Here is an 18,018-nt window from a genome sequence, read left to right as displayed (position 1 = left end):
TATGCTTACACCTTAAAGATAATAAAAACAAATTAGGAATATCAGCCGTTATTGTACTCAATCTAGCTGTCATACTTGCGACATTAAGTTTAATATTCCTACATTATTAAACAAAAAAACTTAGCTAAATGATCTTAGCTAAGTTTTATTTATATCGTCTAATAAATTGTATAATTATGGCGGAGGAAGAGGGATTCGAACCCCCGCGGGCCGTGAAGCCCCTGTCGGTTTTCAAGACCGATCCCTTCAGCCGGGCTTGGGTATTCCTCCGTGAACTGACGACAAAGTTTATATTATCAGTTCTAATTATACTTGTCAATATTTATTAGCAATTTTTTTTACTTTTTTTCATATTCTTATCTTTTTATTAATATGGAATAGATTTATGGTAATCGATTACCTGCAGCACGATAAAGATCATACCATTCTTCTCTAAGCAAGTTAATGTCAGATGCTTTAGCAATTTCCTTTAGTCTATCTGTATTCATTGTACCAACGATTGGTTGCATTTTTGCAGGGTGACGTAATAACCAAGCAGTAGCAATCGTCGTTTTCGTAACACCATATTTATCTGCATAGTGTTGAAGTTTTTGATTGACTTCAGGGAATTTTTCATGATCGATAAATACACCTTCAAAGAAACCATACTGGAATGGGGACCAAGGCTGAATGGTCATATCATGAAGTCGACTGTAATCTAAAATGCCATCAGTTCTCACATATGCTGGTTTATCTTCCATGTTCATATTGATTCCCTCATCAATCATTGGGGTGAACATTAAACTTAGTTGGAGTTGATTCGCAATTAAGTCTTGATTAAGATATTTTTTTAGCAATTCTATTTGATAAGGCGTATGGTTACTAACGCCAAAGTGACGAACCTTACCACTTTGATAGAGCTCATCGAATGCCTCTGCTATTTCTTCTGGTTCCATTAATGCATCCGGGCGGTGTAATAAAAATACATCTATATAATCTGTTTTTAGTCGTTTTAAACTACCTTCAACAGAATTTAAAATATGTTCTTTTGAAAAATCATAGTAACCATTACGAATCCCACACTTCGTTTGAATAACCATTTTTTCGCGAATTGATGGATTCATATCGATGGCTTCTGCAAAAATTTCTTCAGATTTTCCTTGTCCATATAGATCTGCATGATCAAAAAAGTTAATCCCTAAGTCTAGTGCATTTTGAATGACACGATTTGCTTCTTGATTCGACAATCCGTTCATTCGCATACAGCCTAAACCAATAACACTTACGTCTAAATCACTTGTTCCAAGTTTGATTTTTCTCATGATCGCTTCTCCTTTATTGAATCAGTCATTGCAGCTACATAATACTACATTCACATCCAATATTAGCACAATTAAGTATAAATTACTTAATGACTTCTTTCCCACCCATATACGGTTGTAACACTTTTGGAATGGTCACTGATCCATCAGCGTTTTGATAATTTTCTAAAATTGCAGCTACTGTTCGACCAATCGCTAATCCAGAACCATTTAATGTGTGGACAAATTCTGGTTTACCATTGTCTTCACGGCGAAAACGAATATTTGCTCTTCTTGCTTGGAAAGCTTCAAAGTTTGAACATGATGAAATCTCCCTATACGTATCATTACTTGGCATCCATACTTCAATATCGTATTTCTTCGCTGCTGTAAAGCCTAAGTCTGCTGTACACATACTCATCACGCGATAAGGTAATTCTAGTAATTGTAAAACTTTCTCAGCGTGCCCTGTTAATTCTTCTAGTGCTTTATATGAATCCTCGGGTTTAACAAATTGAACGAGTTCAACTTTATTAAATTGGTGTTGACGGATTAAACCTCTCGTATCACGACCAGCTGAACCTGCTTCAGAACGGAATGATGCACTATAGGCTACAAATTTTTGTGGTAAATCATCTACAGATAAAATTTCCTCACGTAAATAATTTGTTACCGGTACTTCTGCAGTCGGCACTAAGAAATACTCCCAATCTTCGATTTTAAATGCATCTTCTTCAAATTTAGGTAGTTGTCCTGTACCAATCATGCTTGTACGGTTTACCAGATAAGGTGGAAGCATTTCTTGATATCCATGTTCATCTGAATGAAGATCCATCATAAAGTTTAACAATGCACGCTCTAATCGAGCACCTAAGCCTTTATAAAATACAAATCGACTTCCAGTTGTTTTTGCAGCTCGTTCAAAATCTAAAATGTCTAAATCTGTTGCTAGCTCCCAATGTGGTTTTTGCTCAAAATTTGGTTTAACAACGTCTCCCCAGGTTCTTGTCACAACGTTATCATCTTCCGTTTCTCCAATTGGTGTTGATTCATGTGGGATATTAGGGATTGAATACATGATTTTATTTAGCTTTTCATCTAAATCCTTTAATTCGTCGTCGATTGTCTTGATTTCATCACCGACAGTACGCATTTCTAGAATCATCGCTTCAGCATCTTGTTTTTCTCTCTTTAATTGAGCAATTTCCTTTGACACATCATTTCGTTTTGCCTTTAGTACTTCTGATTTTGCAATTAATTCTCTTCGTCTTTGATCAACCGCTTCAAATTGCTCTAAATCAGATAAATCCTCTCCACGAGCCTGTAGTTTTTGTTTCACTTCTTGAAAATTTTGACGTAATAACTTAATATCTAACATCAGATTTCCTCCTTTAATATTGATGTTGTTTTATTAAATAAATAGACAAAAAACTCTCGTCCCTAAATAAATATAGGGACGAGAGCTACTCCCGCGATACCACCCTGATTGGAGATAAAAAAATCCCCCAGCTTGATTTCAGATAACGGTGATTAAACCGGACATGTTTTTTACCACATATCACTCAAAGGACGGATTCACTATTTTTCCACACTGATTTTCACCATCCATCAGCTCGCTAAAGTTGAAAAAATAATTACTACTTCCTCTCAACGCATTATATATATTAAACAATTTTAATTTATCATAACTAAAAGTAGTGCTAGATGCAAGTCTGTAATAAAAATTATTCACTACGATCTTGCATTCTTTGGTCGACAGTTAATGTGCTCATTTCAAGTCCCTTCATAGCTTCACCTAATCCTTTAGAGACATTTGCAATTAACTGATAATCTTGATAATTTTCAGTGGCTTGAACAATTGCCTTAGCAAATTTTTCAGGGTTTTCCGATTTAAATATTCCTGATCCTACAAACACACCATCTGCACCTAATTCCATCATTAGTGCCGCATCAGCTGGAGTAGCCACACCACCTGCCGCAAAATTCGCAACTGGTAAGCGTCCTTCTTCTCTAATTTTTAGTAACACTTCATAAGGAGCTCCGAGATCTCTTGCGTATACCATCACTTCATCAATTGACATATGAATTAATTTGTTTACCTCTGCATTAACCTGTCTTAAGTGACGAACCGCTTCGACAATATTACCTGTACCTGGTTCACCTTTCGTTCGTAGCATTGAGCTACCTTCACCAATTCGACGAGCTGCCTCTCCCAGATTTCGACATCCAGTAACAAACGGTACTGAAAAATCTCGCTTATTTAAATGAAATACGTCATCAGCAGGAGTCAATACTTCACTCTCATCGATGTAATCAACGCCTAGTGCTTCTAATACACGTGCTTCAACAATATGACCAATTCGAGCTTTAGCCATTACAGGGATCGAGACAGCATTGACAACCTCCTCGATAATTGTTGGATCAGCCATTCGGGCAACACCACCTGCAGCACGAATATCTGAAGGTACCCTTTCTAATGCCATAACAGCTACCGCTCCTGCTTGTTCTGCGATTTTTGCTTGCTCTGCATTAACAACGTCCATGATGACGCCACCATTTCTAAAATCAACTTTTCCTGCCATGTTTATTTTCCCCCTAAATTATTTACTAACTACTAAATTATTTAAATTAATTGAAATTTCAAATTTTTAGTTAGCTAATATTTTATATTACCTTCTGTATGAACGCAAGTTAATAAATTTGTTTTAATAAAAAGGTCCAAGAGTAAAGTATAATTGCTACTCTTGAACCTCTATTAATTAAAACCAATTAGATACTGATTCAGCAACTGATGAGAATAGCTCACCAAAGAAATCGCCAATTGCTCCAATCATTAACATAAACCAATTATTTTTTTCAATGCTATCTGACGTAATCAAATCAACTGTCTGTCCATCATGATCTGATAAGATATTGCCATAATCAGCATTTCCGTTATAGTTTAATTTAGCTACACCAATTTTCTCACCTTTTTCAATTGGTGCAACCAATTTTCCATCTTCATTTAATTTTGTCTCATCTAAAATATACTCAATTGAATAAGATTCTTCTTCACCAAAACGAACTAAAGTAGACATTGGATCAGCTAACTCAATATTAACAACATCCTCTTTTCCTTTTGCTACTTCTACCGTTTCATAATCAGCCAATTGATAACCAGCTTCATATAATTCAAGTTTCTCAAACTCTCCAAATCCGTAGTTTAATAGCTTAGCTGTTTCTTTAAAGCGTGAACCATAACTATCCGCACGCATCACAACAGTAATTAAACGACGTCCATCTCTAATTGCGGTACCAGTAAAGCAGTAACCAGCTACATCTGTGTAACCTGTTTTCAAACCGTCTACGCCTTCAACATAATATTGAGCGAAGTTAGTATTATTCCACGGAAGCATCCAGTTTAAGTTTTCAAGTGGTTGATCATCTAATTCTGATGTAATCGTACTTGAAAAGTCTAATACTTCAGGATAATCATTAATTAAATGATAAGCTAAAAGTGCCGCTGAACGAGCAGACATTAAATTATCACCATTTGGATCTGTGCCCTCTGGATAGTTTTCTCCTAAGCTAGAATTCGGTAATCCTGTTGAATTAACAAATTCAAAATCAGTTAATCCTAGTTCTTGACCTTTTGCATTCATCATTTTAACAAATTCGCCTTCTGAACCAGCAATCATCTCTGCAAGTGCAATAGTCGTCGCATTATCAGAGATAATTGACATTCCTTCATACAATTGACGAACTGTATAATCTTTATTTTGTCTTAAACCAATTCCTGAAAAAGAGTTATTAGCTGAAATCGAATAGGCATAGTCACTAATCCAAGTTGTTGTATCCCAACTAATTTGGCCAGTCTCTATTGCTTCTAAAACTAAATACTCAGTCATCATTTTTGTCATACTTGCTGGTGGTAACTTTAAATCGGCATTTTTCGCAAAAAGGATTTCACCAGTCTCTGCATCTACTAAAATAGCTGATTCTGCTTCTATATTAAGTGATTGTGCATTCACTTTTAATAAATTTGGTTGAAAAATACTTAATAGAAATGTTAAAATAATTAATTTTACAATAGTTTTCTTAATATATCTCAATTTTTTACCCCCCATTAAAATCTTTTACTCTAGTATTTTAACATATCATAAACTATTTAGGTATGTTCTTTAGTTGGAATTCTAACCCATTATTAACTTTTCTAACGTTATATAATGGTAAATAACTATATGATTTTTAATATGTACATTCGTTTTACAGTTATATTGCGATGATTTTTATAGAAAAATACAAGGTAGGATACATTGCATCCTTCCTTGTATATGAGTAGTTTTATTGAACTGAATAGTTTGGTGCTTCTTTTGTAATTTGAACATTATGTGGGTGTGACTCGCGCAGACCATTACCAGTCATGCGAACGAATTGTCCCTCTAAGCGTAATGTTTCAATATCTTTAGATCCGCAGTACCCCATACTTGCACGTAAACCACCGACAAGCTGATGGATTGTGTCTGCAAGTGGGCCTTTATAAGCTGTTCGACCTTCAATACCTTCAGGAACTAATTTCTTAGTATCATTAGTATCTTGGAAATAACGGTCTTTTGAACCAGATTTCATTGCTGATACTGATCCCATACCACGATAAACTTTATAACGACGGCCTTGGAATATTTCTGTTTCACCTGGGCTTTCTGTTACCCCTGCAAGTAAACTACCAAGCATAACTGCTTTAGCCCCTGCTGCTATAGCTTTAGCTATATCACCAGAATACTTAATACCACCATCAGCTATAACAGGTACTCCATATTCATCAGCAACTTTTGCACAATCATATACTGCTGTAATTTGTGGAACGCCAACACCTGCAACGATACGTGTTGTACAAATCGAACCAGGTCCAATTCCAACTTTAATTATTGACGCACCCGCTTCAATTAATGCTCTTGTTGCTTCACCTGTTGCAACATTACCAGCAATAATATCTAATTCAGGATACTTTGCGCGTACAAGTTTTACTTGATCAATTACGCCTTTTGAATGACCATGCGCAGTATCAATAACGATACAATCAACGCCTGCTTCAACCAATTTATCAATACGAGTCATTGAATCAGCAGTTACTCCAACTGCTGCGCCACACAGTAAGCGGCCTTGACTATCTTTAGCTGCATTTGGGAACTCAATTACTTTTTCAATATCCTTAATGGTGATCAAGCCTTTTAGTACGCCTTGATCATCTATTAATGGTAATTTTTCAATTCGATGTTTTTGTAAAATTTTGCTTGCCTCATCTAGAGTAGTGCCTACTGGAGCAGTAATTAAATTCTCACTCGTCATAACATCAGAGATTTTAATTGAATAATCTTCAATAAAGCGAAGATCACGATTTGTTAAAATACCAACAAGGATCTTATCTTCAGGATTATTAACAATTGGTACTCCTGAAATACGATATTTACTCATTAAATGTTCTGCATCAAATACTTGATTATCTGGCATTAAGAAAAATGGATTTGTTATAACACCACTTTCAGAACGCTTTACTCGATCAATCATTTCAGCTTGTTCTTCAATCGACATATTTTTATGGATAATCCCTAGTCCACCTTGTCTTGCCATAGCAATTGCCATTTCAGCTTCGGTTACCGTATCCATACCAGCACTTAAAATTGGAATGTTTAATGTCAGATTTTTAGTTAATTTTGATTGAATAGATACATCTCTCGGTAAAACTTCAGATGCCGCAGGTATTAATAACACATCATCAAATGTAATACCTTCTTTTGTAAACTTGTCCTCCCTCATTGCTCTAACTCCTCCTTCAATTTTGTCAATTGGTTGTTCTATTTCTATTGTTAAATACAATACGATAACCGACGATTAAATTCAAGTATATTTCAACTGTTTCGTTAAAATTTATGCTCAAAACATCACTATCTATAAATTTATCTTAACAAAAATAGAGTTGCATAACAATGACAACTCTATTTGATTCAAATGATCAATTTAGTTTTAAATGATTGACTTAACTTTAATATCCTTTTGATCTAATAATGAAATAATTTCATATGTGTTATCAATTTGAATGATCACTTCGGGTATATTAGTAAATCTTAACGCAACAATTGTACCTGATTGTTCGTTTGATAAGTAAACTTTCTTATCTAATAATGCATCTTCTAAACATGTAGTAAATACTTTTAAGTAGCGTTCATCAAATTGTTTACTAGCTAACTTTTTCATCTCTATGATCGCTTCAAAAAAGGAAACTCTCTCTTGATATAAGCGATTTGATGTCATCGCATGAAAAGCAGCAGCTATTGCTATGATCATTGCATATGGATTAATTCTCTCTTTTGGTAAGCCTAAAGGATACCCTTTACCGTCAACACGTTCATGATGCTGCAGTACAGCTAATTTAGCAGAACGCGTTAAAGCAGCATTTTTTTCAATTAGACGATATGAATATGTTGTGTGTTTCTTTATTTCTTTTAATTCTGCATGAGTTAATTTACGACTAAGATTTAATATACGTTGATTGATTTTAGACATACCACTATCAGCAATAAATGCAGCAATACCTATTTGAATTGATTCTCTTTCAAAACCAAGGCGTTTAGCTAAAATTGTACTTAGCAAACTAACAGCTACGCTATGCTGGTATAAGTACTTATCTTTTTTTGTATATTTGCCTAATAGAAAGATCAACCCTTGATATTGGTCAACTCGCTCTAATAAAGGGACAATTATTTGTCTAACTTTATTAATGTCTAACGGTGATCCACTTTGCCATTGTAGAAATAGTTTTTCATATTCTGATACAACAGATTGATAGTGTTCAAAGAAAGGCGACTGATTAACCATAGTCACCTTTCTTTTCTTGATAGGCTTTTCTTCAACTTTAATAACTTGATTTGGTTTAAATGGTTGACCATTAACTAAATTAGGATCAACCTCAACCCGATCAATTAAAAAACTTTTTAATACTTTAATATGTGTTGCAGTGATGACGGTATCTTTTTTAATGATTGGATAATTAGATGGACCATATACATCACTTACGATTAAACACTTTTCGACAAGTTGATTAGGATGAACAAACAATTTGTTACACCTACCTAGAATTAATATAGTAGTAATTAATTATCTTCTACGTCTTCTTGTTCTGATTCTTCTTTTTCTACACAAGCAACTGTAGCAACTTTTTGATCTTCTTGTAGGCGAATTAAACGCACACCTTGTGTATTTCTACCTGTAATTGATATTGCCTCAATTGGTGTTCTGATTAAGACACCTGAATCAGTCATAATCATTAAGTCTTCGTCTCCATTAACAGATTTAACGGCAACAACTGAACCTGTTTTATCTGTAACATTGGCAGTAAATACACCTTTACCGCCTCGATTAATCATTCGATAATCTGATTCTGGAGTACGTTTACCATAACCATTTTCAGTGACGTTTAATATATAGTCATTCTCTTCAACTATTTCCATTGAAACAACTTCGTCATCATCACGTAAGGAGATTCCCTTTACTCCAGCTGCTGATCGTCCCATTGATCGAATTTGTTGCTCATCGAATCTAATTAGGTAGCCATTTCTTGTTGCGATCATAATATCCTTACTTCCATCAGTTAGTTGAACAGAGATCAATTCATCTTCATCACGTAATGTCAGTGCAATGATTCCATTACGGCGAATATTTGCAAATTGATTTAATGATGTTCGTTTTGAAATACCGTGTTTTGTTGTGAAGAAAAGGAATTTATCCTCATCAAATTCTGGAGCTGAAATAACGGTATTTACCCATTCGTCTTTTTCAATTTCTAATATATTTATCACTGGTAAACCTTTTGCAGCACGGCCATATTCAGGAATTTGATAACCTTTTAGACGATAGACCTTTCCTTTATTCGTAAAGAAGAGAATCGTATCGTGTGTAGAGGCAGTCACAAGATGTTCAACAAAATCATCATCGTGTGTACTCATACCTTGTACTCCTCGCCCACCACGGTTTTGCGTTCGGTAAGTTGATGATGGAAGTCGTTTAATGTAACCACGGTGTGTTAGGCAGACAACAATATCTTCTTCTGGAATTAAATCTTCATCCTCAAAGAAATCTACTCCACCCATCACTATTTCTGTTCGACGTTCGTCATTATATTTCTCTTTAATTTCAATTAATTCTTCACGAATAATATCTAGCAATTTATTTTCATTTTCTAAAACTGATTTTAGCTCTTTAATCAATTCTAATAATTTTTCATATTCTTCTTCGATTTTTTGACGCTCTAAGCCTGTTAATCTTTGGAGCCTCATATCTAGAATAGCTTGAGCTTGCTTTTCAGTTAATTTAAAGTTTTGAATTAATCCTTCACGAGCAATATCAGTAGTGTTAGATGCACGAATTAATGCAATAATTTCATCGATGTAATCAAGTGCAATTCTTAATCCTTCTAAAATATGAGCTCTTTGTTCGGCTTTGTTTAATTCATATTGTGTTCTTCTTCTAATAACATCTTTTTGGTGATCCAAATAATGAGTCAATGTTTCCTTCAAACTCAATACTTTAGGTTGGCCATTAACTAATGCTAGCATATTAATCCCAAATGATGACTGTAAAGCGGTTTGCTTATATAAGTTATTTAATAATACATTTGGATTGGCATCGCGACGTAGCTCCATCACAATTCTCATTCCATTACGGTCAGATTCATCACGTAAATCTGTGATACCATCAATTTTCTTATCACGAACTAATTCAGCAATTTTTTCAATTAGTTTTGCCTTATTCACTTGATAAGGCAATTCACTAACAATAATGGTTGATTTTCCATTCTTTTGTTCTTCAATTCTTGTTTTAGCTCGAATAGTAATTGAGCCTCTTCCTGTTTCAAATGCTTTTCTAATCCCTGATCGCCCTAATATGATTCCACCAGTAGGGAAATCAGGACCATAAATATAATTCTCCATTAATTCATCAATTGTAATGTCAGGATTTTCACTAACTGCTAGAATTGCATCAATCGTTTCTCCTAATTGATGTGGTGGTATATTTGTTGCCATACCAACAGCAATTCCCGAAGTACCATTGACAAGTAAATTAGGAAAACGTGCAGGTAAAACTTTTGGCTCACGTTCAGAACCATCATAGTTATCTTGATAATCAACTGTATTTTTGTTGATATCTCTTAATAATTCCATTGAAATCTTCGACATTCTTGCTTCTGTGTAACGCATTGCAGCAGCTGGGTCACCATCTACAGAACCAAAGTTCCCATGACCATCTACTAACATATTGCGATAACTAAAATCTTGCGCCATTCTTACCATTGCTTCATAAACAGCTGAGTCACCATGTGGGTGATATTTACCGATTACATCACCGACGATTCTAGCTGATTTCTTATAAGCTTTATCTGCATGCATACCTAAATCATTCATAGAATAAAGAATTCGACGTTGCACAGGCTTTAAACCATCACGAACATCTGGAATAGCACGTGATACGATAACACTCATTGCGTAATCTAAAAAAGATGTCCGCATTTCCTTACCTATACTTATTTCTTGAATTTGGGGACGTTGATTATCCGCCATTAAATTACCTCCTATCAAACTGAGGACCTATTTGATCTATTTGAAAATAACAAAATACTTAATCGTACTACTTATTGATAATCTTACATTTGTTTTATTGAAAAACTATGATCTCACTACATCACACGTCTAGGTTTTTCACATAGACTGCATTTTCTTGAATAAATTCTCTTCTAGGCTCTACTTTATCTCCCATTAACATATCAAAGATTTGATCTGCTTCAATCGCATCATTTAGCTTAACCTGAAGTAACGTTCTATTCTCAGGATCCATTGTTGTTTCCCATAATTGTTCTGCGTTCATTTCACCAAGACCTTTATATCGCTGTAAGCCTGGTTTTGGTTGTTTCGGTAATTCTCTTAAAATCAATTCTAATTCACTATCATCGTATGCGTACCTGATCGTCTTACCTTGTTGAACTTTATAAAGTGGTGGTTGTGCAATATAAATATATCCTTCTTCAATTAATGGACGCATAAATCGATAGAAGAACGTTAACAATAATGTCCGAATATGAGCACCGTCAACATCAGCATCAGTCATAATAACAACTTTATGATATCTTGCTTTGGTAATGTCGAATTCTTCGCCTATACCCGTTCCCATTGCCGTAATCATTGATCTAATTTCATTGTTAGATAAAATTCGGTCAAGTCTAGCTTTTTCAACGTTAAGAATCTTTCCACGAAGAGGTAAAATCGCTTGGAAATGACGATCTCTACCTTGTTTTGCTGAACCACCCGCTGAGTCACCCTCCACAATGTAGAGTTCACTAATTGATGCATCGCGTGATGAACAGTCAGCTAATTTACCAGGTAAACTTGAAATTTCTAAAGCACCTTTTCTTCTTGTTAATTCTCTCGCCTTTTTCGCAGCCATACGTGCACGAGAAGCCATGACACCCTTATTAACAATAATTTTTGCTGTATCTGGATTTTCTACTAAGAATTTATAGAACATTTCACTAAATGCTGAATCCGTAATTGTTCTTGCTTCACTGTTACCAAGCTTAGTTTTTGTTTGTCCTTCAAACTGTGGATCAGGGTGTTTAATAGAGACGATTGCTGTAATCCCTTCTCTAACATCATCACCTGTTAAATTCTCATCATTGTCTTTGAAAATTTTAGTTTTTCTTGCATAATCATTAATCACACGAGTCAGTGCTGTTTTAAAACCAGATTCGTGCATACCACCTTCATGAGTGTGAATATTATTTGCAAATGAATAAATATTACTTGAATAACCGCTATTATACTGAAGGGCTACTTCAACAATAATATCTTCTTCTTCTTTTTCAGCGAAAAACGTCTCATGTAAAACTTCTTTTGATCTATTCATGTACTCAACGTACTCTTTAATACCACCTTCATAGTAAAACGTTTGTTTACGCTCTTTACCTTTTCTTTTATCTTCTATACTAATCTTGATTTTTTTATTTAAAAATGCCAGTTCTCTAATCCGATAAAGTAAAGTTTCATAGTCAAATTCTGTTGTTTCAGTAAAAATATCTGGGTCTGGACTAAAGTGGATTTTCGTCCCTGTTGTATCCGTTTGTCCGATCACTTTAATTTCTGTATTTAATACACCACGTTTAAAATCTAAGTAATAAATATTATTATCGCGATGAACGTATACTTTTAATGATGTAGATAAAGCATTTACAACAGATGCACCTACACCGTGTAAACCACCAGAAACCTTATAACCTGAATTATCAAATTTACCACCTGCGTGTAATTCAGTCATAATAACTTCAACAGCTGGTCGTCCTGTTTTCTCATGGATTCCTACTGGGATACCTCGGCCATTATCCGTAACAGTAATACTATTATCCTCTTCAATCGTAACTTGAATTTCATCACAATATCCAGCTAACGCCTCATCAATACTATTATCAACGATCTCCCAGACCAAATGGTGGAGTCCTCTAGAGCTTGTAGAGCCAATATACATTCCTGGTCTCTTTCTAACTGCTTCTAAGCCTTCTAAAACTTGAATTTGATTTTCATCATATTGTTGCACATTTAATGAATTATCTTCCATAACCAATTGATTCACCTACACTTTTCCATAAAACTTAGCCTTTAAGTTTTATTATTTTCTATTTGAAATCGAATATGATCTATTAGTATATTGACTATTAAAATTTCACTAAGTAAACGTATCACCATCAGTATAGTCATCAAGGTGATTAATCATCATTTGTAAACTAGACCTTTTTTTTAATGTTGTAATAGATAGAGAGCTATAATAAATGTTATCTTTTGTGACAACAATTGTTTTTGGTTTATCAGTTTGATTCTGCTTATCATTTAAATTCTGTTGATATTCAATCATTTCACCGTTAATGACTGATGAATCGACATATTGTTGATCTATCATCATCACAATATCGTCTGATTTAACAAATTGTTGGTCACCTATATCAAAAAACATTCCTTAGCCTCTTTTCTGTTCTATAATCGTACCGCTCTTAACATAAAAAAGATCAGCTTTTTCAATTGTCTCGTGTTTAATATCACTTACACTAGTTGTTGATACAAAAGTTTGAACTTTACCTTGAATCGTATCAAGTAAATGCGATTGACGGTATTGATCAAGCTCACTTAACACATCATCTAACAGTAATACCGGGTATTCACCGACCTCTTGCTTGATTAATTCAATTTCAGCTAATTTCAATGACAATGCGGTTGTTCGTTGTTGACCTTGAGAACCAAACTTCTGTACATCACGATCATTGACGTAAAATGATAGATCATCACGATGAGGGCCATATAACGTCGTTCCACGTTCAATTTCTTTATCACGATTTTGTGTGAACTTTTCTAAGTAGATACTGCTTATTTTTTCCTTATTATCTGATTCTAATACATCAATTGAGGCTTGATATTGAATCTCTAGTGTTTCTTTACCTTGACTAATTCGTTTATGAATTGGAATTGCCCAACGTCTTAATAATTCCAAAAACAAAAATCGTTTTTCTAAAACGACACTGGCATGTCCTATTAGTTGATCAGTTAAAACATCTAGCATCACTAAGTCATTTGTCTGTTTTCGTTGTAGACTTTTTAACAAGTGATTTCGTTGTTTCAAAATTTTCTGGAATTGACCGAGATGATATATATAAACAGGTTGGATTTGTCCAATCTCCATGTCGACAAATCTCCTTCTAACTTGTGGACTACCCTTTACTAGATTGAGATCTTCAGGCGCAAACATGACAACATTTAAAGCCCCAATATAATCACTTAAACGTTTTTGTTCTAAATGATTTAGTTTGGCTTTTTTTCCTTGATTAGAAAGCTGAATTTCTACAGGGAATTGTTGATTCCTCTTACTTATTAACCCTTCTATTTTAGCATAGTTTTGATCCCATTGAATTAATTCTTTATCTTTTGACGTTCGATAGGAGCGTGTAAAAGCTAGAAGATAGATAGCTTCCATTAGGTTTGTCTTTCCTTGTGCATTTTCGCCAATAATAACATTAATGCCATTATCAAAAGATAAATTTAATTGTTCATAATTTCGATAATGTGACAATTTAATATGTTTTATATACATTTAGATCATGCCTACCTTTTGTTTAAGAAGACCAGGTAGTCTACTCTTTTACTATCTGAAATTGACCGACTTCTTCTACCTCAATTATATCACCAGGATACAACTTCTTGCCTCTGCGCTGATCTTGGTCTCCGTTAACAAAAACAGCATAGTCATTTAAAAAGTACTTAACACTACCACCTGAATCAACAATATTCGCTAATTTTAAAAATTGGCCTAACTGAATATAGTCCGTTTTAATTTGAATTTTTTCGGGTTTCATTTTTTTACTCCTTCTTTTACTAAACATCATGTAATCCGTACATGTCCCTCTATCTATTTTACTAAAGTTCACAAGATAAGCAAAGTGTCGATTCTTATCAAGTTTTCTAGCTAATAAAAAAAGAAATAGAGTGTTATTACACCCTATTTCATCTCACTTAAAAAGTTCTTACAGGTAAAATTAATTGAAGTATATCATGATCATTTTCAGGCTTAATAATGAATGGTCTCATAGCACCTGTAAATTCAATCTTAACATTTTCACTTTCAATAATTTTAAGTGCATCTAACATATATTTTGCACTAAATGAAATTTTTAATTCTTCGCCGTCAATCGCTTCAGCATTGACTTCTTCAATTACTTGACCAACCTCAGGTGTGTGTCCACTTATTTCTAAGCGATTATTACCTTTTGTTTCAAGCTTTACAACATTATTTTTATTTTCTCTAGCTAATAATGATGCACGATCTATCGCATTTAATAATTGTTTCGTATTTGTTAATATTGTCGTTTTACTATGATCAGGAATTAATCGTGATGTTTCAGGATAATTACCGTCTAGTAAACGTGATAAGAAGTACAGGTTTTTAGTTTGGAACAGTATTTGATTTTCCGTCACGCTAATTGAAATTGGATCATCGTTTTCTTCAATAATTTTATTTAACTCACCAAGACTCTTACCAGGAATTACAACATTTTTTAGATTTAATTGATTTTCTACTAATTCAATCGATAGATGACGAGAAGCTAATCGATGGCTATCTGTAGCTACAAAATTTAATGCATCATTGTTTAATGTCATATTAACACCAGTTAAAATAGGGCGAGTTTCAACTGTTGAGACTGCATAGACAGTTTGTTTAATAATTTCTTTTAATACACTATTTGATAAAGTAAAACTATTTTCAGTATATAAAACAGGAAGTTGTGGATATTCATTTGGATCTTGTCCGTTTAAATGAAATTCTGAACCACCTGAAATTATATTAACTTTATAATCTTCTGTTGTATTAATTTCTACAGTTTTCAAAGGTAGTTTACGTATAATGTCAGGGAAATATTTAGACTGAACAACAATGCTTCCTGGTTCGATATTTTCAACATGAATGATTCCATCTTCTTCGCTAGGTATAAATGATTCAATTGAAATATCTGAGTCACTTCCAGTTAATTTAATACCTTCATAACTTGCTTCAATTTTAATTCCTGTCAAGATTGGAATTGTTACTCTAGAAGAGATAGCTTTCATAACATGTTGAATGCTTTCTAGTAACAAATCTTTTTGAATTGTAAATTTCATAAAAAATCCTCCTAATGAGAGTCTATTATATATTAATTATTAATAAATATAGTAATCATAGTAATAGGGCCTGTGAGTATGTGGATAACATAATGTATAACATCAAACCATTAGTTATCCACTTGTTGATAAAATGTTTATAAAGATAAAAACAAATTAACAATATCCACACTGTGTATAAATAGAAAAAGCTTATAGAGTTTTTAATTGTTCAATTAATTCATCGATTTCCTGGCTGAATAATTGATCATCGGTAATTAATTTTGAGATTTTTTCATGTGCGTGTAAAACAGTTGTATGATCTCGTCCTCCAAATTCTTCTCCGATTTTAGGTAAAGAGAGATCTGTTAATTCTCGGCTTAGATACATAGCTATTTGACGTGGAAATGCAACTGAGCGCGTTCGCTTCTTAGCTGCAAAATCTTCTAGCTTAATATTATATTTTTTCGAAATTAATTCTTGAATTGTACTAACGGTAATACGCTTTGGACGAGAGTTAGGAATAATGTCTTTTAGGGCCTCTGCAGCCAATGCTGCATCAATATCTTGATTAATTAGTGATGAGTAGGCTACTACACGAATAAGTGCACCTTCTAATTCTCTGATATTCGTATCAATTTGATTAGCGATATATAACATAACTTCATTAGGTATATCTAATCCTTCTGCTTTTGCTTTTTTCCGTAGTATTGCAATTCTTGTTTCTAAATCTGGTGGTGTAATATCTGTAATTAGCCCCCACTCAAATCTAGAACGTAATCGGTCTTCTAAAGTTGGGATTTCTTTAGGTGGACGATCACTAGAAATAATAATTTGTTTACTTTCCTCATGAAGTGTATTAAATGTATGGAAAAATTCCTCTTGTGTTTGTTCTTTTCCTGCTAAGAATTGAATATCATCAACTAATAAAATATCTACATTACGATATTTATTTCTAAATTGTTCTGTCTTATTATCACGAATCGAGTTGATAAATTCATTTGTAAATTTTTCTGAAGATAAATAGACAACATTAGCATTCGGATTATTATCAAGAATATAATGGCCAATCGCATGCATTAAGTGTGTTTTTCCAAGACCAACTCCACCATATATAAATAAAGGGTTATAGGCCTTTGCTGGTGCTTCAGCTACAGCAAGTGAAGCTGCATGGGCAAATCGATTACCAGACCCAATAACAAATGTATCAAAAGTATATTTATCATTTAACATAGTTTTTGATCTTTGTTCTTGATTATTGTTGACAACAGCAGGCTTCGGCTTCACTTTAGTAATATTTTCTTCATTTTTATCTTCTTCAGCTGAAATGAAATGTGCGTTTAATTTTGCTCCAGTTACTTCAAAAATGGCGTCAGAAATAAGCTCTGTATAACGATTTTCTAACCAATGCCGTGCAAATTCATTAGGAGCGGAAACGACCAACTGATCGTTGTCTAGATGATGGGCTTTGGTATTTTTAAACCAAGTTTCAAAACTTTCATTAGCAACTTTCTGTCTAATATTATTGAGAGTTCTCGCCCATAAATCATCAATATTTTCCATTATAGTGCCCCTTTCTTTGTAAAATTAATGATTTCCATACAATTGAATATAATTTTGAATTTATAAAAAAAAATGAGGAAAAAAAACCTCTCGCAATCTATCTTTATCAATAAACACAAATAGATCGAAAGGTTTAAACTTTGCGGGAGTGTATAAAATAGATTTATATAGTATCATAAAACTTATACAGTTATCCACATATATGTTAATCATTCAATCTACACAGATGTGAACAACTGTCCACAAGTTATTCACACCCTGTGGATAGTCACTCACTGTTTGTAAAAGTTATATTAATTATTAACAACGATTTTAGCAAAAAAGAATTGATTTTGCAAGGTAATTCGACACTTATCCACATAAAAACACAAGTGTTCACAAAGATTATCCACAAGTAGTTGATTTGTGATTAATTTGTCTATATGTAGTGTGGATAAAAAATATTAAAAAAATTAAAGAGAATAGATTGTGGACAA

The 18,018-nt window shown here is 33.6% G+C and carries 13 protein-coding genes, 1 tRNA gene and 1 other annotated feature; all 14 genes read right to left on the bottom strand.

Annotated features, from left to right (window positions below; translation table 11 throughout):
• Positions 1–177: 177 nt before the first annotated feature.
• A tRNA-Ser gene (locus AXY_RS00070) sits at positions 178–270 on the bottom strand.
• Between the two features lie 113 nt (positions 271–383).
• Positions 384–1,301, bottom strand: coding sequence for an aldo/keto reductase (locus AXY_RS00065; RefSeq protein WP_015008752.1), 918 nt, complete (start codon positions 1,299–1,301; stop codon positions 384–386).
• An 82-nt stretch (positions 1,302–1,383) separates the two neighbouring features.
• Complete coding sequence (gene serS, locus AXY_RS00060; RefSeq protein WP_015008751.1) at positions 1,384–2,658, bottom strand: serine--tRNA ligase; 1,275 nt, start codon at positions 2,656–2,658, stop codon at positions 1,384–1,386.
• A 71-nt stretch (positions 2,659–2,729) separates the two neighbouring features.
• Positions 2,730–2,940 (bottom strand) — a binding site (T-box leader).
• Positions 2,941–3,004: 64 nt separating this feature from the next.
• Positions 3,005–3,862, bottom strand: a complete 858-nt coding sequence (pdxS, locus tag AXY_RS00055) for a pyridoxal 5'-phosphate synthase lyase subunit PdxS (RefSeq protein ID WP_015008750.1) — start codon at positions 3,860–3,862, stop codon at positions 3,005–3,007.
• Between the two features lie 177 nt (positions 3,863–4,039).
• Positions 4,040–5,371: a D-alanyl-D-alanine carboxypeptidase family protein gene (locus tag AXY_RS00050; RefSeq protein ID WP_015008749.1), complete on the bottom strand. Its 1,332-nt coding sequence runs from the start codon at positions 5,369–5,371 to the stop codon at positions 4,040–4,042.
• Positions 5,372–5,603: 232 nt separating this feature from the next.
• Positions 5,604–7,076: an IMP dehydrogenase gene (guaB, locus tag AXY_RS00045; RefSeq protein WP_015008748.1), complete on the bottom strand. Its 1,473-nt coding sequence runs from the start codon at positions 7,074–7,076 to the stop codon at positions 5,604–5,606.
• 207 nt (positions 7,077–7,283) lie between these two features.
• A complete protein-coding gene (locus AXY_RS00040; protein WP_015008747.1) occupies positions 7,284–8,375 on the bottom strand; it encodes an HD-GYP domain-containing protein in 1,092 nt (363 codons plus the stop codon).
• 35 nt (positions 8,376–8,410) lie between these two features.
• The gene (gene gyrA / locus AXY_RS00035; protein ID WP_015008746.1) at positions 8,411–10,873 is read right to left on the bottom strand and encodes a DNA gyrase subunit A; all 2,463 of its coding nucleotides are present in this window, start codon (positions 10,871–10,873) and stop codon (positions 8,411–8,413) included.
• A gap of 121 nt (positions 10,874–10,994) precedes the next feature.
• Positions 10,995–12,917: a DNA topoisomerase (ATP-hydrolyzing) subunit B gene (gene gyrB, locus AXY_RS00030; protein WP_015008745.1), complete on the bottom strand. Its 1,923-nt coding sequence runs from the start codon at positions 12,915–12,917 to the stop codon at positions 10,995–10,997.
• Between the two features lie 108 nt (positions 12,918–13,025).
• Positions 13,026–13,310, bottom strand: coding sequence for an extracellular matrix regulator RemB (gene remB / locus AXY_RS00025; protein ID WP_015008744.1), 285 nt, complete (start codon positions 13,308–13,310; stop codon positions 13,026–13,028).
• 3 nt (positions 13,311–13,313) lie between these two features.
• Positions 13,314–14,438 carry a DNA replication/repair protein RecF gene (recF, locus tag AXY_RS00020; RefSeq protein WP_015008743.1) on the bottom strand — a complete coding sequence of 375 codons (1,125 nt, stop codon included), beginning with the start codon at positions 14,436–14,438 and terminating at the stop codon, positions 13,314–13,316.
• Positions 14,439–14,478: 40 nt separating this feature from the next.
• A complete protein-coding gene (gene yaaA / locus AXY_RS00015) occupies positions 14,479–14,700 on the bottom strand; it encodes a S4 domain-containing protein YaaA (protein ID WP_015008742.1) in 222 nt (73 codons plus the stop codon).
• Positions 14,701–14,857: 157 nt separating this feature from the next.
• A complete protein-coding gene (dnaN, locus tag AXY_RS00010; RefSeq protein ID WP_015008741.1) occupies positions 14,858–16,000 on the bottom strand; it encodes a DNA polymerase III subunit beta in 1,143 nt (380 codons plus the stop codon).
• 192 nt (positions 16,001–16,192) lie between these two features.
• A complete protein-coding gene (dnaA, locus tag AXY_RS00005; RefSeq protein WP_015008740.1) occupies positions 16,193–17,542 on the bottom strand; it encodes a chromosomal replication initiator protein DnaA in 1,350 nt (449 codons plus the stop codon).
• Positions 17,543–18,018 lie beyond the last annotated feature (476 nt).

The sequence above is a fragment of the Amphibacillus xylanus NBRC 15112 genome, from assembly GCF_000307165.1.
Taxonomy (GTDB): domain Bacteria; phylum Bacillota; class Bacilli; order Bacillales; family Amphibacillaceae; genus Amphibacillus; species Amphibacillus xylanus.
Note: the sequence above shows the minus strand (reverse complement) of the source record. Positions and strands in the feature narration are given on the sequence as shown.